This is a genomic window from Pseudomonas syringae, from assembly GCF_021605415.1.
Taxonomy (GTDB): Bacteria; Pseudomonadota; Gammaproteobacteria; order Pseudomonadales; family Pseudomonadaceae; genus Aquipseudomonas; species Aquipseudomonas syringae_S.
Map to the genome: position 1 here is coordinate 70,458 of NZ_WKEQ01000023.1, position 20,107 is coordinate 90,564.

Below are 20,107 nucleotides of genomic sequence, written 5' to 3' on the forward strand. Positions count from 1 at the left end.
ACAGAATATTTCGCGAGAAGGCGGGCAGATAATGGGCCTGTCCAGTCAGTTTCACCCTTACGACTTTTCTTGCGGAGCGCCCTATGTCTTTCAAGCAGATCCAAGCCCTGACGTTTGACGTTGTCGGTACCCTGATCGATTTCGAAGCCGGAATCCTGGCCCATGTGCGCGAAGTCGCGGGTGAAGCGGGTAAGGCCCGCAGCGACGACGACATCCTCAAAGCTTATCGCGAGGCCCGCGCCTCCACCGATTCGGGCTGGTGGCCGGATGACCTGGAACGTTGCTACCACGTCATCGCCTCCAAGCTGGGGCTGCCGGACAACGACGAATATGCCAAAGGCCTGGCGCAGGCAGTGAAGAATTTCCCGGCGTTCCCTGATTCGGTAGAAGCACTCAAGCGCCTGCGCAAGCACTTCAAACTGGTAGCGACCACCAACTCGCAGATCTGGGCCCTGAACCACATGGCCGAAACCCTCGACCAGCCGTTCGACGTACGCGTTACCGTCGACGACGTGCGTTTCGAAAAGCCTGACCCGCAGTTCTTTGCCTACACCCGAGGTGTACTGGCAACCCAGGGCATTCTGTTCGAAAACATCCTGCACGTTGCCCAGAGCCAATACCACGACATTGGCGTGGCCATGCGTCTGGGTTATCAGACCTGCTGGATCGAGCGGCGCTTTGCCCAGAAAGGCACTGGCGGCACCCTGGAATCGGAACGCACCGAACCGCATTACCACTTCACCTCGCTGGCGCAATTGGCTGACGCGGTCGAGAAAGAACTGGGTTGATCCCCTCGGCGCCCGGGCCTTGGTCGCAGGCGCCAATCCTTATTGAGTCGAGAGGCTGGCATGACTGTTCAGAGCTTATGGGCGGCCACCGCCCAAGCGGCACCCGCGCTGCAATCCCTGGAAGGCGAGCGGCAGTGCGACGTGGTGATCATCGGTGCCGGTTACACCGGCCTCTCGGCAGCCCATCACATCGCCCGCAGTGGTCGCGAGCCGCTCATTGTTGAGGCCAATACGTTGGCCTGGGGCGCCAGCGGACGTAATGGCGGCGTGGTGTCGCCGAAGTTCCGGGTGGGCTTTCCCACACTGATGTCGCGCTATGGCCGTGATACCGCGTTGCAGATGTACCGCACCGGATATGCCGCAGTCGACAGCCTTGTGGAAATGGTCGACACCCTTGGCCTGAACGAGGCCGAGCTGCATCTGGGCGGGCATATCGCAGCGGCGCACAACGTCCACGCGCTGGGCGCATTGGCGTCCACCGCAAACTGGATCAAGCGTGAAACCGGCGGCACGTCATCACACATGATCTCGGCCGATCAGGTGCGGGAAATGACCGGCTCGTCGATCTTTTTCGGCGGCCTGCTGACCCCCAAGGCTGGCGGTATCCATCCGTTGAACTACGCGCGCGGCATGGCTCGTCACCTTGTCGATCATGGCGTGAAAATGTTCATCAACAGCCCGGCCGAGCAGGTTCGTCGCGAAGGTGACCGCGTCATCGTGCAAACGCCGCAAGGGCGAGTCAGTGCGCGGCAAGTCATCTACGCCACCAACGGTTATTCCGACCAGACCGGGGCCACCGATACGCTGCATCGGCGGTTGATTCCGTTCCGCAGCGCGATCATCGCCACCCAGCCACTGCCACCGCACATCCTCGCCACGATCATGCCGGGCGGGCAGGTATGTGGTGACACCAAGCGCATGTTGCGCTGGTTCCGGGTTATCGGCGATCGCTTGATATTTGGTGGGCGGGGCGCGTTTGGCAAAGGCGACTCACAAGGCGCGTTCGACGCTTTGCAGCGCAGCATGGGTGATGTGTTCCCGATTCTGCGTGACCAGCCCATCGCCTATCGCTGGTCGGGACTGGTGGCGATGACGCTGGATTACCTTCCTCACGCCGGGCAGCTCGATGAGCGCAGCTACTACGCCATCGGTTACAACGGTGGCGGGGTCGCGATGTCGACCTGGATGGGCCGGCAGCTGGCAGCCATGACGGCCGGCGAGAAGGTCGAGCTCGGCTTGCTGGCGGGTGAACAATTCAATCCGATTCCTCTGCATGCCTTCCGGGCGCCGGGTGTTCGTCTGGCCGCAGGCTGGCAGCAATTCCTGGACGTCATTGGCCGATAAGCGAGCGTTAAGCGTATGCCATCGATTCTGCACTTCTCACACCCCCATACTGATCGCCGGTTGCCTGGCGCAGCCTTCGCCTTGCAGGGCGATCCGCTGGCGGCGGGGCGTGTCATCAACTTCCACGATGCCGCGCAGGGCTATGCCGCCGGTAGCAGTTCCAGCACCGGCGCGAACCTGTTGATCGAAGCGTTTCCCTGGGTCGAGCTGGGCGTGATCGAAGCCGGCGAGTTGCGTTTGCAGGGTGACGGTTTCGACCTGCAACTGAGCGCAGGGGATTGCTTCATCGTGCCCCGTGGCATCCATGTGCGCTGGCAACATCGCGGGCCGTTACGCCGGTTGTTCATGGCGTTTCCGGGGCTTTCAGCCAGTACCGGCATGCCCACGGCCCCCATTCGGATCGATCTGTCTCAGCCGCTTGCACCGACCAGTCCGCCGCCTGCCAATGTGCTGTTGACCGCCACGCCGAACGCCTGGAGCGAAACCCTGTTCAGTGCCGGCAACTTGCGCATCGGACTGTGGCAATGCGAGGCGTACGCCCGCAAGCAGGTCGAGCCGGGATACAGCGAGCTGATGTTTATCCTGCAAGGCTCGGTGACTCTTCAGGCCGAACAGGGCGACAGCCATCATGTGCGCGCGGGAGAAACGGTGGTCGTGCCGAAGGGCGCCACCAATGCGTGGGTCAGCGAGGAGACCGTGCGCAAGGTGTTCTGCATTTTGTCGTAAGGTGCGGTGCGCGAAAGGCTCTGCTGGATCAACCTGACCTGCCGCCGTATGACTCGACCGTTGTAGTCGCGATCAAGATCGCCACAACGGTCGAGTCATACGGCGGCAGGTTTTGTTTCAGACCGCCCGAACGAGGCTGCGCAATGGCACGGTGCTCTTGACCACGGGGGATTTGATCACGATGTAGCTGAAGTACTTCTCGATGCCGATGTTCTTGTCGAGGATCGACTCCATCAGCTCCTGATAATGCTGAATGCTGCTGCACAGGAAGCGCACCAGGTAGTCATAACCGCCGCTGATCAAGTGGCACTCCAGCACTTCGTCGATGTTGCGGATGCTCGATTCGAATTTCACGAAGTCGGCACGCTTGTGATCCGACAGGGTCATTTCCGTGAACACCGTGACCGAATTGGCGAACTTGGCCAGATTGACGTGGGCTTCATAGCCGCTGATGTAGCCAGCGGCCTCCAGGCGTTTGACGCGTTGCAGGCAAGGGCTGGGCGACAGACCAACGGCCTCGGCGAGGCTGACGTTGGTCATGCGCCCGTCCTTCTGCAATTGCACCAGGATGTTGATGTCGATTCGGTCGAGCTTGGTTGCAGCGTCCATGGGTCAGTCCTCGCAATATCAAATCAGGGCCGTCGTCCTCAGGCGTGCAATGCCTTTTGATGGGCATGGGCCAGGTCAGCGAGGCTGGCGTATTCACAGCGCTTGCCGTCCATTGCCTGAGGCGAATGGTTCCACGGCTTTTCATGGCCGCGACGTAGTGTGCAAACCGGAAAGTCCACCCGCTCGTTCCACGGGTCATCGCTTTCCGTGCTGCGCACCGGTAACAATTGCGAACGCTCCAATCCCAGCCGATACAGCTCGCGTTCGAGGCTGTTGTGCCAGTCCTTGTCGCTAGGCTCGACAATCGCGTCGAATTCGACCGGCAGACGACGGGCCAGGGCCAGTACATCGATACCCTGGGGTGGGGCGATCAGTATCAAACGGTAGAACTTGCCCAGGTACTGGAGAGCACCGGGAGCGTCTTCATAAATCGGCCACAGGGACGAAGAGCTACTGAATGCCACACTCTCATCCCAGCCCGGAGTGATCTGCAATTGTTGCGCCACACGTTGGTAGAGCTGGCCGTGAAAAGCCGTTGCGCTGATCTGCGGCGCGCCGCTGGCAAGCTCTTGCGCCACCTGTCGGTAAGTGCTGAGCAACTGCGCATCGCTGGCACTGGATTCCCCTTGCACTGCCAGCGGTCGCAGGCCTTCGAGGATGCCCCGTTCGCGGTCAACCAATGTGCCGAGTGACAGGCCCAACGCCTTGTAATGGGTGACTCTCATGACTTGCTCCTGAGTGGGTCATGCCGGTTCCATCATGCTTCAACCCCAGACCCGACACTGCCGGAGCAGGGTCGGGCCGAGTGTTACCGTCGCTGGGTTCAGCAGGCCGCGGCCAACGCTTTTTCGAGCATCTGCAAGGCTTCTGCCACTTGCGCCGGCGTGGTCACCAGCGGCGCGAGGAAGCGCACCACGTTGCGATGAACGCCGCACTTGATCACCAGCAAACCGGCGTGTCGGGCTTCATCGATGACCTTTTGTGCCAGTGCCGCATCGGGGCTGCGGGCGGCATCGTCGGCGACCATTTCGATCGCTTGCATGAAGCCCAGACCGCGCACGTCACCGATTCTCGGGTAACGTTTCTGCAAGGCCAGCAGCCCGTCGCGCAGTTGTGCTGCGAGTGTTTCGCCTTGGGCCAGCAGATCCTGCTCTTCGAACAAATCCAGTACGGCCAGCGCTGCGGCACAAGCGACGGCGTTGCCCCCATAGGTGCCGCCCAGGCCACCCGGGGTCGGCGCATCCATGATCTCGGCGCGACCGACCACGCCAGACAGCGGCATGCCACCGGCCAGGCTTTTGGCGACGGTCACAAGATCCGGCTGGATGTCGGCATGCTGGAAACCGAACATCGTGCCGGTGCGGCCAAAACCTGCCTGGATCTCGTCGAGGATCAGCACAATGCCGTGCTGGGTGCAGCGGGCACGCAGCGCCTGCAGGAATTCCTTGGGTGCCGCGAGGAAGCCGCCGTCGCCTTGAACCGGCTCGATGATGATCGCGGCAACGCGATCCGGCGCCACGTCGGTGGCGAACAGCTCATCCAGCTCGGCCAGCGCGTCATCGCTGCTGACACCGCGATAGGCGTTGGGATAAGTGGCGTGATAGATCTCGGCGGGGAAGGGGCCGAAATTCTGTTTGTAGGGCTGGCTCATGCCCGTCAGGGTCACACCGAGCAAAGTACGGCCGTGGAAGCCCCCGCGAAAGGAAATCACGGCCGTGCGATTGGTGTAGCCACGGGCGATCTTCACCGCGTTTTCGACGGCCTCGGCGCCGGACGTGAACAGCACGCTTTTGTAGTGAGCGTCGCCGCCGATTAGCTTGTTCAGGCGCGCGGCCACTTCAATGTAGTTTTCGTAGGCCACCACCTGGAAACTGGCGTGGGAGATCTCGCCGACCTGCCGGCGCACGGCCTCGACCACCTTCGGATGGTTATGGCCGACGTTGAGCACGCCAATGCCGCCGACGAAGTCCAGGTAACGCTTGCCGTCGACATCCCACAGTTCGGCGCCCTCGGCGCGCGCCGCGACCACCGGATGGGCCGTGGCGATACCGCGTGGCACATGATGGTCGCGCAGGGCCAGCAGGCGTTGGTTTTCAGTCAGTGCAGAATTCATCTCGATCTCCGTGAACGCCGAAGGTGGCGGGTGATGTCATCAGGATAAGGATCGCCCGGAATCACAAGCGCTGAACTTGGGGCATCGGGCGCTTTGATCGACTGTTTTGCAGGGCTGTGACGAAATATTTCGCTGCGCAGGCCGCCGGGCGATGTTGCGGCCCGAAACGACATCGGCCCGTGGCAGTGCGGCGGGTCGGCGGGATCATGCAGTGCACAATGCCGACAAGCGTGCTGCTACGGGCCGAAGCGTCTGAGTCGGTTGGATCAAACCCCGGCGCGTGGAACGACGATGGTGTCTTCCGGGTGCAGGCGCATCATCATCGGCGCGCCAATGGGCGGCAGGCTGAGATTGCCTTCGTGGTGGCTGGGTTGGCGCAGGCTGACGGTTGGCCCGCCATCAAGGTCGACGAACACTTTCAGGCTTTCACCCTGGAAGACGATGTCGGCCACGCGACCACGCAGACGGTTCCATTCCGGTCCCGAACTGTCGTTGTCCAGCAGCAGTTTTTCCGATTGCAGGGCCAGGAACACATCCCCTGACGCTGGCACCGGGCGAGTGGTGCGCAAGGTCGTGGTGCCCAGGGTCAAGCCGTTGTCCGAGCTGCGTTGCAGCGGCACCAAAGTGCTTTCGCCGATGAAGCTGGCAACAAAATCGTCGGCCGGATGATCATGCAGGCGGCGCGGGGTATCGACCTGCACCAACTCGCCGCCGCGCATGATTGCGATACGGTCACTCATGGTCAGGGCTTCGCGCTGATCGTGGGTCACGTAGATCATGGTCGCGCCCAGGCGCTTGTGCAGCGCACGCAGTTCGATCTGCATGATTTCGCGCAGTTGCTTGTCGAGGGCCGACAGCGGTTCGTCCATCAGAATCAGTTTGGGTTCGAAGACGATTGCGCGGGCCAGGGCCACACGCTGGCGTTGCCCGCCAGACAGTGCCGCGATGTTGCGGTCTTCGTAACCGGACAGCTCCACAGTCGCCAGCGCGGTCTTGACGCGGTCGCGGCTTTTGCTGGCGCTTTCGCCACGGGCACGCAGCGGAAAAGCCACGTTTTCGCCGACGGTCATGTGCGGGAACAGCGCGTAGTTTTGAAACACCACGCCGATCTCGCGCTTATGGGGTGGCATCAGCGTGACGTCGCGCTCGCCGAATAAAATGCTCCCGGAACTGACCCGGATGAACCCACCCAGAATGCTCAGCAAGGTGGTCTTGCCCGAGCCGGACGGGCCAAGCAATGACATGAATTCCCCGGCTTCGACCTTGAGGTCCACGTTGTTCAAAGCCTTGAGGTTGCCGTAGTGTTTGCACACTTTGTTAACGCTGACCGATTCAAAACCTTCAGTGAAATTCATGAAGCGTCGTCCTCTGTAAAACCAGGGATTGCCCAATAGGTCTGTTTGTAATCTGAACACAGGCGCAGGGCTGATTCGTGCCGTTTTGCAGTGCCGGACCAACAGGATCTGCTGTCCGGCGCAAGTGGGGAGCGACAGGCTGCTTTTTGCGCCCGGGGTCGATCAGTCCAGCCCGCCGATGTGCCAGGCCTTTACCTCGAGAAACTCGTCCAGGCCGTACTTGGAGCCTTCGCGGCCGGTGCCCGATTGCTTCATGCCGCCGAACGGTGCCACTTCCATGGAAATGATCCCGGTGTTGAGCCCGACCATACCGAACTCCAAACGCTCACCCACGCGCCAGGCGCGGCGCATGTCCTGGGTGAAGTAATACGCGCCGAGGCCGTAGGGCGTGGCATTGGCCAGGGTCAGTGCCTCGGCCTCATCCTTGAAGCGGAATAGCGGGGCGACCGGGCCGAAGGTTTCTTCCGTGGCCAGCAACATGTCGGCACTGGCATCGCGCAGCACGGTCGGTTGCACATACAACCCCTCGCCTTGAGGTACGCCACCGATGGCGATACTCGCGCCTTTCTCCATCGCGTCGTTGATATGCCTTGCGACCTTGTCGACAGCAGCGGCGTTGATCAGTGGCCCGATGGTGACGCCGTTTTGCTGGCCGTCGCCGACTTTCAACTGGGCAACCGCGGCGCTCAGGCGTTCGGCGAATCGGTCGTAAATGCCGTCCTGCACCAGGATGCGGTTGGCGCACACGCAGGTCTGTCCGGCATTGCGGAATTTGCTCTGCATGACACCGGCAATGGCCAGGTCAAGGTCGGCATCGTCGAAGACAATGAACGGTGCATTGCCGCCCAGTTCCAGACTAAGACGCTTGATGGTCGCGGCGCATTGGCTCATCAGTAACTGGCCGACTCGGGTGGAGCCGGTGAACGACAGCTTGCGCACATCGAGGTTGGCGGTCATCTCGCCGCCGACCCCGGCAGGCAGGCCGGTCAAGACGTTAAACACGCCCGCCGGGATGCCGGCGCGCTCAGCCAGTACTGCCAGCGCCAGCGCGGACAACGGCGTCATCTCCGACGGCTTGACCAACACGGTGCAACCGGCCGCCAGCGCGGGCGCACATTTGCGGGTGATCATCGCGTTCGGGAAGTTCCACGGAGTGATGGCCGCGACAACGCCGATGGGTTGTTTGAGCACCAGAATGCGCCGGTCGGCGGCAGGTGAAGGGATCGTGTCGCCGTAGATGCGCCGGGCTTCCTCGGCGAACCATTTGACGAAACTGGCGCCGTAGGCGATTTCGCCGCGGGACTCGGTCAGTGGCTTGCCTTGTTCGGCGGTCATGATCAGCGCCAGGTCTTCCTGGTTCTCCATGATCAGGCCAAACCACACCTCCAGATAGCGCGCACGTTCGGCGGCGGGCACATCGCGCCACGTGGTGAAGCGCACTTGTGCGGCTTCAATCGCTCGGCGGGTTTCAGCGGCCTGCAACGCCGGGACACGAGCGATCACGCTGCCATCGGCGGGGTTGGTCACCTCGATCGTCGCGCCGTCATCGGCCTCGATCCAGGCGCCATTGGCATAGGCGCGTTCGACAAGCAGGGAAGGGTCACGCAGTTGGTCTTTCAACATGATCAGGGCCTTGAGGGTGCGAACGATGGCCCATTGTAAAAAGCTCCTTCCAGTGGCCGATGCCGAGATAAGCCTGCGCACGGGTGATAGATGCTGAAATGAGGCGCGTGACGGCAGGCTGTGCTGGAACCGGAAATGGCCAGATGGCCCTGGATCGACAGCTACACAACGCCACCCCGAAACGACTTTGCCCGCGTGGGCGGTGTGCCGGACAGTGATGATGTCTGGCACACCGCCCATGCGGGCAAAGGGGGTTCTGCGTAATTGATTACTGCTTATTGCGCCCGGCGATCACCACCAGGATCAGAGAGGCCAGGATCAGAATCGAGCTGATGGCGGCAATGGTCGGATCGATCTCGTCGCGCAGCGCCGTGAACATGCGCTTGGTCAGCGTCTGGTTATCGCCACCGGAGATGAACAGCGCCACCACGGTTTCATCCAGCGAAGTGATGAAGGCGAACAGCGTGGCCGACACCACACTCGGCTTGATCTGCGGCAGGGTCACGGCCATGAACGCCCGGAAGCGGTTCATGCCCAGACTGCGTGCGACCATTTCCTGCGACATGTCGAAATTACGCAAACCGGCCAGCAGCGCAATGATCACGTAGGGCAGGGCGAGCATGATGTGCGCCAGCACCAGCCCGGTCAGCGTGCTGATCAAACCGACCCGGGCATACACAAAGAACACCCCGGCCGCGATCAGAATGATCGGCACCATCATCGGCAGCAGCAGAATGATCTGCAGCGTGCGCACCACTTTCAAACTCGAGTTGTTGATGGCGTAGGCGGCCGCCATGCCGATCGGCAGACTGATCGCCATGGTGAAAAACGCCGTGATCAGGCTGACCCGTGCTGCCGACATCCACTCCACGCTGTTGAAAAACGCTTCATACCAATGGAAAGACCATTGCTTGGGCGGGAACTGCAGGAAGCGTGCTTCGGAAAACGACATGGGCACCACGATCAACACCGGGATGATCAGGTACAGCAGAATCACCGCCACCACCACGGTGAACAGCACGTGGGACAGGCGCAGGTGACGCAGGTTGGCAAGCAGGTTCATTTAGCGCGCTCCCAGAATGCGTTCGATGGGAATGAAGCGATTGATGCCCCAGAAAATCAGGAACACCACGAATAGCAGCACCAGGCCGACCGCACTGGCGGCGCCCCAGGCGTGGTAAAGCTCGACGTTACGTTGCACCAGCATCGACACCAGGATCGTGCGACCGCCACCGAGCAGTTCAGGGGTGATGAAGAAGCCCAGGCAGATGACGAAGACCAGGATCGAACCGGCCATGATCCCCGGCGCTGCCATCGGCAAGAACACCCGGCGGAAGGTGTAGAAAGGTTTTGCGCCCAGGCTTTCCGAGGCTTGCATGAGATCCTGGGGAATCTTCTTCATCACCGAATACAACGGCAGCACCATGAAGGGCAGCATTACATGCAGCGTGCCGATCACCGTGCCGGTGGTGTTGTGCATCAGCGTCAGGGGCTGGTCGATGACGCCCAGATCCATCAGCGTCTGATTGACCAGCCCACGGCGTTGCAACAGCACCAGCCAGGCATAGGATCGCACCAGCACGCTGGTCCAGAACGGCAGAATCACGCAGATCAGGATCAGGTTGGCCCAGAATCCCTGCAGCCGCGAGGCGGCGTAGGCGATGGGAAAGCCCATCACGATCGACAGGATGGTCACCAGGAAACTGATCTTGAAGGTCAGGGCAAAGGTGTCCCAGTAGATGGCTTCCTGGAAAATCCGGATGTAGTTGGCCAGGGAAAAACCTTCCTCGGTCTGAACCGACTGCAACGCCAGCCAGCACAGCGGCATGATCAACAGCACCACCACCATCACCAGGGCGGGGGTGAGCAGTAACAACATCGAGGTGTGTTCTTTGCGTTCTTCACGGGCCAAAGCGTCTTCGCTGGTCAACGGCGGCTGGCGATGGTCGCTGGAGTCAGGCATGGATTTGGCGAGATAGGCGTTTGACATATAAACCTCTCGTCACTGCTGGAGGCTGGAGGGAATGCAGCGCTGGCGGACAGTGCTGGCGGCGATCGTCCTCGCGTGCTGCAAGGTGCGGTGCTCGGATGGTGTCATGTAATAAGAACTCCCAATGGTGGGCAGGTACTTAGGGCGAGCGCGAGTTGTTTGCACAGGTCACTCTGCGCGACCCTCAGGCCTAATGTACCGGGATGCCAACGAACGAAGCGGGTGGAATTGGCCGGTGCCGAAGTGCTTTATGTCGAAATCGGGCAGGCAGACGGCATGTCCTGCGGCGAGGCTTCTGGCTCGCGGCGCAGCGACAATCGGTCGTTACTTTTTCTGCACGAAGGCCAGCCAGCGCTCTTCTGCCTTGACCCCATCCTGCGAAGCCCACCACTGGGCCGAGAGCAGGGCCTGGCGGGAGATGTTCTCGGGAGAGGATGGCAGCTTGGCTTCGCGTTCGGCCGGGATCACGCCGGTCTTGAACGCCTCGGGGTTCAGCGGGCCGTAATCGATGATCATCGGCAGCGCCGCCTGGAGCTTGGCATCGATGGCTTCGTTGACGAACTTCATCGCCGCCGCTTTGTGCGGCGAACCCTTGAGTACGCACAGCGAATTGGTTTCCAGCACGCCCTGGTTGTAGTCGAAGGCCACCGGCGCCCCCGCAGCCTGCACGGCAGTGATCCGGCCGTTCCAGGCCTGGATCATGTCCACCTCGCCATCGCTGATGAGCTGCGCCGACTGCCCGCCGGAAGTCCACCAAGTGGCGATGTCGGGCTTGATCTGTTCGAGCTTCTTGAAGGCGCGATCTACGTCCAGCGGGTAGAGCTTGTCCACTGGCACGCCGTCAGCCAGCAACGCGATTTCCAGGGTAGGGCGCGGCAAATTGCGCAAGGAGCGTTGGCCGGGATACTTTTTGGTGTCCCAGAAATCAGCCCAGGTTTTGGGTACGTTATCGCCCTTGAAGGCGTCCGTGCGGTAGGCCAATACCGTGGAATAACTGATGTAGCCCACGCTGTATTCGTCCTTGAGGCTGTCGGGTATCTGCGCGGCGTTGGGAATCAGCGACAGGTCGAGCTTCTCGAACAGGCCTTCGGCTTCGCCCCGGATGCAATCGCCGGTGGGCAGATCGACCACGTCCCAAGTGACCTTGCCGCTCTCGACCTGGGTCTTGATGATCGGGTAGGCCTTCGGGGAACTGTCCTGCTTGAGCGTCAGGCCAAGTTTTTTCGCGGCGGGCTCAAGAATCGCTTTGCTCTGTGCTTCCTGATAAGCGCCGCCCTGGGAAACGAAGGTGATGTCCTCGGCCATGGCCTGGCTGGCGCCACCCATGACCAGGGCCAGGCTCGCGAGTTTGAAAGCTGTGGTGCGCAATGTGCTCATGGAAAGACTCCGAATGGTTGGCAGAATTCTGAGGCGAGCTGTCGGTTTTGTTGTCGGTCGCTCTGCGGGACCATGCAGGTCTAATGTACCGGCTTGGCCATGAACGAAGCGGCTACAAATGAGCGGATGAAAAGCGCTTTATTGCGAAAATGGCAACGGTCACGGTATTTCGTGCGTTGGGGGGAGGGCGCCTTTCTATCGTAGCGTTCGCATAACCGCACGTTGCTGGTCGGGTATGTCATACAGACGGAATGGCGTTATATCGCGCTTACTCCAACGCCTTAAGCACGTCCCTTCGTTTTAATGCCCAATCGATGAGTTCGGCCATCGATGGCCCCAGCCCTATGCCCATATCGGTGAGTGTGTATTCCACCCTTGGGGGAACTTCAGGATAGACCTTGCGGCTAACCAGCCCGTCGGCTTCGAGCTGCTTCAGTTGCTGGATGAGCATTTTCTGGTTAACGCCTTCCACGCGCCTCTCCAGTTCAGAAAAGCGCAGAGGCCCCTTTGCTCCAAAAAGCTGGCAAATGATTACGATTTTCCATTTCCCCTCGATCACCTGCAGCGCTTCTCTTGTGGCGGCGGCCCAGACCAGTTGCTGCTTTGGATCTCCGCAATTCCATTTCCGTAGTTTGGCCATACTTACCTCTAGGTGGGTTACTCACAATATAGTGGGTTCTTGCTGATTTATACGTTGCCCATTATTTTGATGGTGCATGTTTACAGAGGCTATTGCCTAGAAAAATATTCGATGGTCAATAGAGCCCAAACGAAACTTGGGGGCGCAACGTCGGCCTGATCGAGGCCGTAGGCCTACATAAATCAAAGAAGGTAATTAACGTGAAGATTGGAATAATAGGTGCCGGGAACATTGGAGCAGCCATCGCTCGCAAACTTGCGGCGCGCGGGCATCACATCAAGCTTGCTAACTCCAAAGGGCCGGACAGTATTCAACAGTTGGCGAACGACATTGGTGTGACTGCTGTGACAAAAGAACAAGCGGTGTCTGATGTGGATGTGATCGTACTTTCCATTCCGTTTGCCAATTACCCTGAATTGAAAACACTGTTCAAGGGAGTATCTGACGAGGTTATTGTCGTAGACACTTCTAACTATTACCCCACTCGAGATGGGTCGATCGCCGAGGTAGACGGTGGGAAGCCGGAAAGCGTATGAGTCAGTGAGCGCATTGGTCGGCCAGTGGTGAAGGCGTGGAATGCTCTACTGGCTGAAACACTTGCTCATCGCGGACAAACCAGTGGAGTGTCTTCGCGTATCGCTATACCCGTTGCAGGCGACGATATTCGTGCCGAAGCAGTCGTGCGCAATCTCGTAGGCGAGACCGGTTTCGATGCCTTGGCATCGGGCGGACTTGATGATTCGTGGCGTCAGCAACCCGGAACTCCTGCTTATTGCACTGAGCTGAGTCTGGACGAATTGAAAGTGGCGCTTATCGCAGCTGACAAAGATCGTGCGCCGCTGAATCGGGATGCGCTATTTGAAGAGTTTATGTCTGCTCAAGGTGGGCTCACCCATGATCATTTAGTCGCCAGAAACCGTGCCGTTTGCTCTTGACTGACTGCCCCGAGTGCTTGCACCAATGCGCATGTCGCGTATCGGTTGGAAACCAGAATCGTCGTTCTCATGACGCTTTATTTCACCGATTCAAACCAGGCCAGATGCTGATCTGACTTCAAGAAGGTATCGGCCCACTCACGGTAATCATCGGAGCGCGTGTATTTGGATAAGAGCTCAGGAAGGGAAAGCTCATTCTTCACCGAACCGCTTTGTTCGCGCAACGTATCGTAGGTTGCTTTGATGGCTGATAGATACGGGGCATGCCCATTGACCACGACCCGCACATTGGCTGCGCTCAGCTTCTGGACATCGCTCAGAGCAGGATTTCCGTAATTGATCAGCATGATCGGCACGGCAAGGTGTGAAGTGAGCGCTTTCAAGTGCTGGAAGTCCTTCACGCCGATGAGGCAGATCGCGTCGGCGCCGGCTTGCTGGTAGGCCGTGGTACGTGCAACGGAGTCTTCCAGGCTGGTTACAGCGACATTCGTTCGGGCGATGATGCTGAGCGCATCGTCTGAACGGGCAAATCGCGCAGCGTAAATCTTCGCAGCGGCTTCCTCCATTTCGATGAGCACGTGCGATTGCTCGTCGAATCTGGCCGGCAGATGAGTATCTTCCAGCGTCAGGGCGGCGACACCTGCTTTCTGAAGCTCAGTCACTGTTCGCATCACATTGAGCGCGTTTCCAAAGCCATGGTCAGCGTCGCCAATGATTGGTATTTGGCTGGCTCGCCCTACTCTGGAAACCTGCTCGACATATTCGTCCAGCGTGAGCAGTGCGATGTCCGGCGCTCCTAGCACTTGGAGCGAGGCGACGGATCCCCCTTGGATGGCAACCTCAAAACCAAGGTCAGATGCCATACGAACCGAGATGGGATCAAATACAGAGGCGGCAAATTTACAGGTAGCACCCTGAAGTAAGTCAGCAAACGCCTTACGCAATTGATGAGGTGATCGCTCAATCATTTCTGGCTCCATCAGCTTCTTTCGCTTAACTTTTTGAGCTCGTTCTGCAGCGAACGAGACCTCGGAAGCACTGCCGGTCATTACCGCCTGTTGACGCGGAATGACCGGATCCGTTGCAGATTACTTTTGCGCCAGTAACGCCTTTCTTGCCGCCTTGTCGTGTTTCATGGCAGCAATCTCACGCTCGCAGGCCTCGACATCGAAAGAGTTGTCCCACTTCGCAATCGCGATCGTGCCGATGCCGTTACCGATGAGGTTGGTCACAGCCCGCGCTTCGTTCAGGAACCGGTCTATGCCCAGGAGCAAAACCAGCCCTACGAGAGGAATAGAGTGAATGGTCGTAAGCGTGGCAGCCAGCGTCACAAACCCCGCGCCCGCCACGCCAGCCGAGCCCTTGGAGGTCAACAGAAATACGCCCAGCAGAATCATCTGATCCACAAACGTAAGTGGCGTATTGGTCGCCTGGGCGATAAAGATCGCGGCCATGGTGAGATAGATACAAGTGCCGTCGGCATTAAAGGTGTAACCCGTTGGCAGCACCATGCCCACCACCGATTTTTTGCAGCCAAGTTTCTCGAGCTTCACCATCATTCGCGGCAATACGGCTTCTGTCGAACAAGTGCCTAGCGTGATGAGGATTTCATCCTTGAAGTAGCGAAGAAATTGCATCAACGGCATACCCGACCATCTCGCAACCGAGCCCAGCACCACCACAATGAAAATCAAGGTTGTGATGTAAAGCGCGACCAGCAACTGGCCGAGTGACAGCAACGTACCAATTCCATACTTACCGATAGTGAACGCCATGCCGGCACCGGCTCCAATCGGCGCCAAACGCATGACCATTGCAACAATCTTGAACAAGCCTTGCAGGAACAGATCAATGGTGTTGATCAGCGGCTTGCTGGTTTCACCCATTTGAACCAGGGCAACCCCCATCAAAACCGACAGCAGAATGACCTGAAGCATAACGCCATTCGAAAATGCGCCCAGGAAGGTGTGGGGAATAATATTGAGGAAAAAATCGATGGTGCCGCCTTGCTCGCTGGCAGCTTGGCTGTATTTACTAATGGCACTTCCATCAAGCGCGTTGACGTTGATGTTCATACCAACGCCAGGCTTGACGATGTTGACCACGATAAGGCCGACGACCAAGGCGATGGTGGACAGAATCTCAAAGTAGAGCAGCGCCTTCACGCCAATCCGACCGACCTCTTTGATACTGCCCATCTTCGCGATACCAACAACGACGGTACCGAAAATAATGGGTGCCAAGAGCATTTTGATCAGTTTGATGAAGCCATCGGCAAAGGGTTGGAGCTTGGCTCCGATATCAGGTACGAAGTAACCGATAGCGGCACCGATCACGATGCCGATTAGTACTTGCACATAGAGCTGGCTGTACCAGCGGGTCTTGGAAGTTTCCACGGAAGCACCTCATTTTATTGTTGTGATGGGCATGTGGCTTGGCGTCAGTCGGCAACGCCGGGTTCTGCGGCCTCTCTACAAGGCCGCAGATTGAGGATGATCAGCCTTCACCCAATTCACGCATGACTGCGTACAACGCGGACTTCGCTTCAAAGCCCACACCTGGAATGTCTGGCAGGCCGACATATCCGTTTTCAACCTTGATTCCGTCGGCGAAGCCACCGAATGGCTGGAACACGTCCGGGTAAGATTCGTTGCCGCCCAGGTGCAGCCCTGCTGCGATATTCAGGGACATCTGATGTCCGCCATGCGGAACCACGCGACGGGAGGACCAGCCCATTTCTTCCATCACCTTCAGGGTGCGCATGTATTCGACGAGCCCGTAAGAGAGCGCACAGTCGAACTGAAGGAAATCGCGATCGGGGCGCATACCGCCGTGGCGCAGCAGGTTTCGGGCATCTTGGTGGGAAAAGAGGTTTTCCCCGGTCGCCATGGGTAGTTCGTAGTGGTTGGCGAGCTCGGCCTGCAGCGCATAGTCCAGCGGATCGCCAATTTCTTCGTACCAGAACAGGTTGTACTTTTTGATGGCTTCCGCGTACGCGATACCTGTCTGAAGATCAAAACGACCGTTGGCATCGACCGCCAATCTACGGCCATCCCCAACCACTTCAAGCACGGCTTCGATGCGGCGGATATCTTCGTCCAGCGGCACGGCACCGATCTTCATCTTGACCACGTCGTAGCCACGATCCAGATAGCTCTGCATTTCTGCTTTGAGCTTGGTTTGATCTTTGCCGGGGTAGTAGTAGCCGCCCGCTGCATAGACCCAGACCTTGTCATCTGCCACGCCGTTACGGTAACGGTCGGCGAGCAGGCGATAGAGAGGCTTGCCTTCGATTTTGGCAACGGCATCCCAGACCGCCATGTCGATGGTGCCCACGGCGACCGACCGCTCGCCATGGCCTCCTGGCTTCTCGTTTGTCATCAGGGCCTTCCAGATGGCGAACGGATCAAGGTTGTTATTTTCATGGTCAACGAGCGTGTCTGGGTCAGCTTCGGTGATACGCGCTAGAAAGCGGTCACGCATCAGCGCGCCTTGACCATAGCGACCATTAGAGTTGAAACCGTAGCCGATGACAGGTTTGCCATCGCGAATCACATCCGTGATGACAGCAACGACAGAGCAGGTCATTTTGGAGAAATCGATGTACGCATTGGCAATGGGGGAGGCGATAGAAACGGTTTTTTCTCGGATGTCTACGATGCGCATGACAGGTTCCTCTTGTTGTTTGTAGGCCCACGTTATGCTTTGCGATGTCACCCGCCCAATGCTATTAATGCCGTGCCCTATGCACAGGAGGCATGGCCTTGGAACTTGTTTGGCTCGAAGATTTTTCAGCGCTGGCGGAGTACGGCAGCTTTGTCCGCGCTGCTGAAGCGCGCCACGTTACTCAGCCGGCTTTCAGCCGCAGGGTTCGTTCGTTAGAGAATTGGATGGGTGTTGCCTTGTTCGTGCGCACACCACAAGGAGCAACACTCACCGAGGCAGGGAGGCAAATATTGCCAAGTGCCCAGGAAGCTGCGAGGCATCTGTACAGGATGCGCCACGAGGCTCAGGAGGTTGCTGGCATGGCCGCGAGGTCGTTGCATTTCGCGGCGACTCATTCCCTGTCGTTTACTTTTTTCCCCAAGTGGCTTCGAAGCGCCGAAAACGGTGCGCCCATTGAGGCTGTGCAGTTGCACTCGGACAGCATGGCTGTGTGCGAGCAGATGCTGATCCATGGCCAGGTACAATTTCTGCTCTGCCACCGCCATCCTGACGTTCCGCCTTTACTGGCCACTGATCAGTTCATCGGCAAGAAGGTTGGTGAAGATGTTCTCGTTCCTCTTGCAAGCCCATCCGCTAACTTCGGCACCTCTCCTGCAGCATTGCCATACCTTGCTTACACACACGAATCTGGACTGGGGCGTATCGTCGCCCACCGATTACGTGGCAAGGAAGACTACCTCCACCTGAAGCCGCTTTTCAGCAGCCACCTTGCTGCGGTACTCATGTCCATGGCCTTGGAAAGCAAGGGAGTGGCATGGCTGCCAAGAAGCCTTACCGAACAAGAAATACTGGATGGACGCCTGGTCAGAGCGCTCGACGAAAGCTGGGATATTCCCTTGGAAATCCATCTTACCCGGCCAAAAGCAACCCTTAGTCAGTCTGCGGAAGCGTTCTGGGAAGGAGCGGGCGGTGTGATGGATTCTTCGATTTGATTGCGATGGGTTGTTTGAAGGATCTGATTGCCAAGCTACAAAGAGCCCGCTTTGCAGGCTTTTTCATATCGGGAATTGGCACAATTCCTATTCCCTCTGTGATGTTAGTGGAGTTGGCGGTGATCAAGGCGTTAGATCATGTTTGACCGAACACTAATTCGCGAAGCACTGTTTCCTATCCATCGATCTGAAAATTCAGAGGATCAGGCAAGCATTCAACTGGAATGCGCTAGTGCCAGGGTAGGGCCGACGAGCAGAATCAATCAAACCCTTACAGGAGAGCCCTTTATGCAAATCCACGCTTATGGCGCCCATGCGGGCGACAAACCGCTTGAACCCCTGCGCATCAGTCGTCGCGAGCCCGGCCCGGAAGATGTGCAGATCGATATTGCCTATTGTGGCGTCTGCCACTCCGACCTCCACCAGGTGCGCGCCGAGTGGGCAGGGACGCAATTTCCGTGTGTGCCGGGCCACGAAATCGTCGGTCGTGTCAGCGCGGTTGGCGCGAACGTCAGCGGTTTCGCAGCGGGTGATCTGGTCGGTGTGGGCTGCATTGTCGACAGCTGCAAGCACTGCGAAGAATGCGCCGAAGGCCTGGAAAACTACTGCGACGGCATGATCGGCACCTACAACTTCCCGACACCGGACGCGCCAGGCTGGACGCTCGGTGGCTATTCGCAAGCCATCGTCGTGCATCAACGCTACGCCCTGCGTATCCGCCACCCCGAGGCACAACTGGCCGCCGTTGCGCCGTTGCTGTGCGCGGGCATCACCACCTGGTCGCCGCTGCGCCACTGGAACGCCGGCCCCGGCAAAAAAGTCGGCGTGGTGGGCATCGGTGGCCTGGGCCACATGGGCATCAAACTGGCCCACGCACTGGGCGCGCACGTCGTGGCATTCACCACCTCTGCCTCCAAACGCGAGGCCGCGAAAAGCCTGGGCGCAGATGAAGTGGTGGTCTCAACCGATGCGCAACAAATGGCCCAACACTCGAAAAGCTTCGACCTCATCATCAACACCGTCGCCGCCCCACACGACCTTGACGCCTTGCTGGTACTGCTCAAGCGTGACGGTGCGATGACACTCGTCGGCGCGCCGGCCTCGCCGCACCCATCGCCCAACGTCTTCAACCTGATCATGAAACGCCGCACCCTGGCCGGCTCGATGATCGGCGGCATCCCCGAAACCCAGGAAATGCTCGATTTCTGCGCCGAACACGGCATCGTTTCAGACATCGAACTGATCCGCGCAGAGCAAATCAACGAAGCCTACGAGCGCATGCTCAAGGGCGACGTCAAATACCGTTTCGTGATCGACAACGCGACATTGGCACCCTGAAAAACAAAGCGTCTGGGCAATCGTCCGGACGCGTCTTGCCTCGGCCGTTCGCGCCAAATGGCGCGAACGGCTGGTGGCCTTTTTGCCTTGCACACTTGGGCCGTTTATCTCCGACATCGAACAACTGACCGCGATGAAAGGGCACTTCAACGCCTGTTTAGCGGTGAGCGAGCACACGAAGTAATGACCGTTCAGCCTTGCGACTGCAACTGAACGCAGCCGGACTAAACTCCAACCTCTGGTGCACGCTCGCCAGTCATGGAGGCCCTATGAAAAAGTCCATCGTCCCCTGCGTCGCGACACTCCTCTCCGTGTTCTGCCTTTACGCCACCGCCGAGACGCTCACGCCGCTCAAAGGCCAATCCCCCGAAACCGTCCAACAAGACATCAGCGCTTGCCAGGCTCAGTCCGGCAGCTCCAACAACGCAAACACCACACAATCTGGCGGACGCATTAAAGGCGCTGCCACCGGCGCCGTCGCGGGTGCGACCGTGGCCGGGGTACGCAGCAATCGGCATGATGAAATATCGGATCGAGTGGATTCGGATGTGAAACAGGAATACCGGCAGAACAAGGCGAGAAACGCGGCAGCAGCGGGCGCGGTGGTGGGA

19 protein-coding genes and 1 pseudogene are annotated in these 20,107 nt (G+C 58.9%); 8 read left to right on the forward strand and 12 right to left on the reverse strand.

Annotated features, from left to right (window positions below; translation table 11 throughout):
- Positions 1 to 83: 83 nt before the first annotated feature.
- Genes GIW69_RS16950 through GIW69_RS16960 form a run of 3 tightly spaced genes read left to right on the forward strand, consistent with a single transcriptional unit; the run spans position 84 to position 2,858 of the window.
- Complete coding sequence (locus GIW69_RS16950; protein ID WP_236483951.1) at positions 84 to 788, forward strand: HAD-IA family hydrolase; 705 nt, start codon at positions 84 to 86, stop codon at positions 786 to 788.
- 60 nt (positions 789 to 848) lie between these two features.
- A complete protein-coding gene (locus GIW69_RS16955) occupies positions 849 to 2,132 on the forward strand; it encodes an NAD(P)/FAD-dependent oxidoreductase (RefSeq protein WP_236483952.1) in 1,284 nt (427 codons plus the stop codon).
- 15 nt (positions 2,133 to 2,147) lie between these two features.
- Positions 2,148 to 2,858 (forward strand): cupin domain-containing protein, encoded by a 711-nt coding sequence (locus tag GIW69_RS16960; protein WP_236483953.1) that lies wholly within the window; start codon positions 2,148 to 2,150, stop codon positions 2,856 to 2,858.
- Between the two features lie 117 nt (positions 2,859 to 2,975).
- Here the strand turns inward: GIW69_RS16960 and GIW69_RS16965 are convergent, their stop codons facing one another.
- From GIW69_RS16965 to GIW69_RS16985, 5 genes are all read right to left on the reverse strand, one after another.
- Positions 2,976 to 3,467, reverse strand: coding sequence for an Lrp/AsnC family transcriptional regulator (locus GIW69_RS16965; protein ID WP_081567735.1), 492 nt, complete (start codon positions 3,465 to 3,467; stop codon positions 2,976 to 2,978).
- 38 nt (positions 3,468 to 3,505) lie between these two features.
- Positions 3,506 to 4,192, reverse strand: coding sequence for an HAD family hydrolase (locus GIW69_RS16970; RefSeq protein WP_236483954.1), 687 nt, complete (start codon positions 4,190 to 4,192; stop codon positions 3,506 to 3,508).
- 98 nt (positions 4,193 to 4,290) lie between these two features.
- Positions 4,291 to 5,580 carry a 4-aminobutyrate--2-oxoglutarate transaminase gene (gene gabT / locus GIW69_RS16975; RefSeq protein WP_236483955.1) on the reverse strand — a complete coding sequence of 430 codons (1,290 nt, stop codon included), beginning with the start codon at positions 5,578 to 5,580 and terminating at the stop codon, positions 4,291 to 4,293.
- 266 nt (positions 5,581 to 5,846) lie between these two features.
- Entirely contained in the window at positions 5,847 to 6,935 is a 1,089-nt protein-coding gene (locus GIW69_RS16980; RefSeq protein ID WP_236483956.1) for an ABC transporter ATP-binding protein, read from the reverse strand.
- A gap of 162 nt (positions 6,936 to 7,097) precedes the next feature.
- A complete protein-coding gene (locus GIW69_RS16985) occupies positions 7,098 to 8,558 on the reverse strand; it encodes an NAD-dependent succinate-semialdehyde dehydrogenase (RefSeq protein ID WP_236483957.1) in 1,461 nt (486 codons plus the stop codon).
- A 135-nt stretch (positions 8,559 to 8,693) separates the two neighbouring features.
- On the opposite strand from GIW69_RS16985, the gene GIW69_RS26230 reads away from it, so the two are divergent.
- Positions 8,694 to 8,822, forward strand: a complete 129-nt coding sequence (locus tag GIW69_RS26230; RefSeq protein WP_268945468.1) for a hypothetical protein — start codon at positions 8,694 to 8,696, stop codon at positions 8,820 to 8,822.
- Positions 8,823 to 8,826: 4 nt separating this feature from the next.
- Here GIW69_RS26230 and GIW69_RS16990 read toward each other — a convergent pair whose 3' ends face one another.
- The 4 genes from GIW69_RS16990 to GIW69_RS17005 form a co-directional block, all read right to left on the reverse strand.
- The gene (locus GIW69_RS16990) at positions 8,827 to 9,621 is read right to left on the reverse strand and encodes an ABC transporter permease (protein ID WP_192308795.1); all 795 of its coding nucleotides are present in this window, start codon (positions 9,619 to 9,621) and stop codon (positions 8,827 to 8,829) included.
- Entirely contained in the window at positions 9,622 to 10,548 is a 927-nt protein-coding gene (locus GIW69_RS16995; RefSeq protein ID WP_236483958.1) for an ABC transporter permease, read from the reverse strand.
- A gap of 324 nt (positions 10,549 to 10,872) precedes the next feature.
- Complete coding sequence (locus GIW69_RS17000) at positions 10,873 to 11,925, reverse strand: ABC transporter substrate-binding protein (RefSeq protein WP_236483959.1); 1,053 nt, start codon at positions 11,923 to 11,925, stop codon at positions 10,873 to 10,875.
- A 268-nt stretch (positions 11,926 to 12,193) separates the two neighbouring features.
- The gene (locus GIW69_RS17005) at positions 12,194 to 12,565 is read right to left on the reverse strand and encodes a winged helix-turn-helix transcriptional regulator (protein ID WP_236483960.1); all 372 of its coding nucleotides are present in this window, start codon (positions 12,563 to 12,565) and stop codon (positions 12,194 to 12,196) included.
- 194 nt (positions 12,566 to 12,759) lie between these two features.
- Here GIW69_RS17005 and GIW69_RS17010 point away from each other — a divergent pair.
- Positions 12,760 to 13,500, forward strand: a pseudogene (locus GIW69_RS17010) (NADPH-dependent F420 reductase).
- A gap of 77 nt (positions 13,501 to 13,577) precedes the next feature.
- Here the strand turns inward: GIW69_RS17010 and GIW69_RS17015 are convergent.
- The 3 genes from GIW69_RS17015 to GIW69_RS17025 form a co-directional block, all read right to left on the reverse strand.
- Positions 13,578 to 14,468, reverse strand: coding sequence for an isocitrate lyase/phosphoenolpyruvate mutase family protein (locus GIW69_RS17015; protein WP_236483967.1), 891 nt, complete (start codon positions 14,466 to 14,468; stop codon positions 13,578 to 13,580).
- Positions 14,469 to 14,588: 120 nt separating this feature from the next.
- Positions 14,589 to 15,896 (reverse strand): C4-dicarboxylate transporter DctA, encoded by a 1,308-nt coding sequence (gene dctA, locus GIW69_RS17020; protein ID WP_236483961.1) that lies wholly within the window; start codon positions 15,894 to 15,896, stop codon positions 14,589 to 14,591.
- Positions 15,897 to 15,996: 100 nt separating this feature from the next.
- Positions 15,997 to 17,166 (reverse strand): mandelate racemase/muconate lactonizing enzyme family protein, encoded by a 1,170-nt coding sequence (locus GIW69_RS17025; protein ID WP_053123197.1) that lies wholly within the window; start codon positions 17,164 to 17,166, stop codon positions 15,997 to 15,999.
- A 98-nt stretch (positions 17,167 to 17,264) separates the two neighbouring features.
- Here GIW69_RS17025 and GIW69_RS17030 point away from each other — a divergent pair, with 98 nt between their 5' ends.
- The 3 genes from GIW69_RS17030 to GIW69_RS17040 all read left to right on the forward strand — a co-directional run.
- The gene (locus tag GIW69_RS17030) at positions 17,265 to 18,158 is read left to right on the forward strand and encodes a LysR substrate-binding domain-containing protein (protein ID WP_236483962.1); all 894 of its coding nucleotides are present in this window, start codon (positions 17,265 to 17,267) and stop codon (positions 18,156 to 18,158) included.
- Positions 18,159 to 18,446: 288 nt separating this feature from the next.
- The gene (locus tag GIW69_RS17035; protein ID WP_236483963.1) at positions 18,447 to 19,496 is read left to right on the forward strand and encodes an NAD(P)-dependent alcohol dehydrogenase; all 1,050 of its coding nucleotides are present in this window, start codon (positions 18,447 to 18,449) and stop codon (positions 19,494 to 19,496) included.
- Between the two features lie 269 nt (positions 19,497 to 19,765).
- Positions 19,766 to 20,107 (forward strand): hypothetical protein (locus GIW69_RS17040; protein WP_236483964.1); only part of this gene is annotated, 342 nt, incomplete at its 3' end.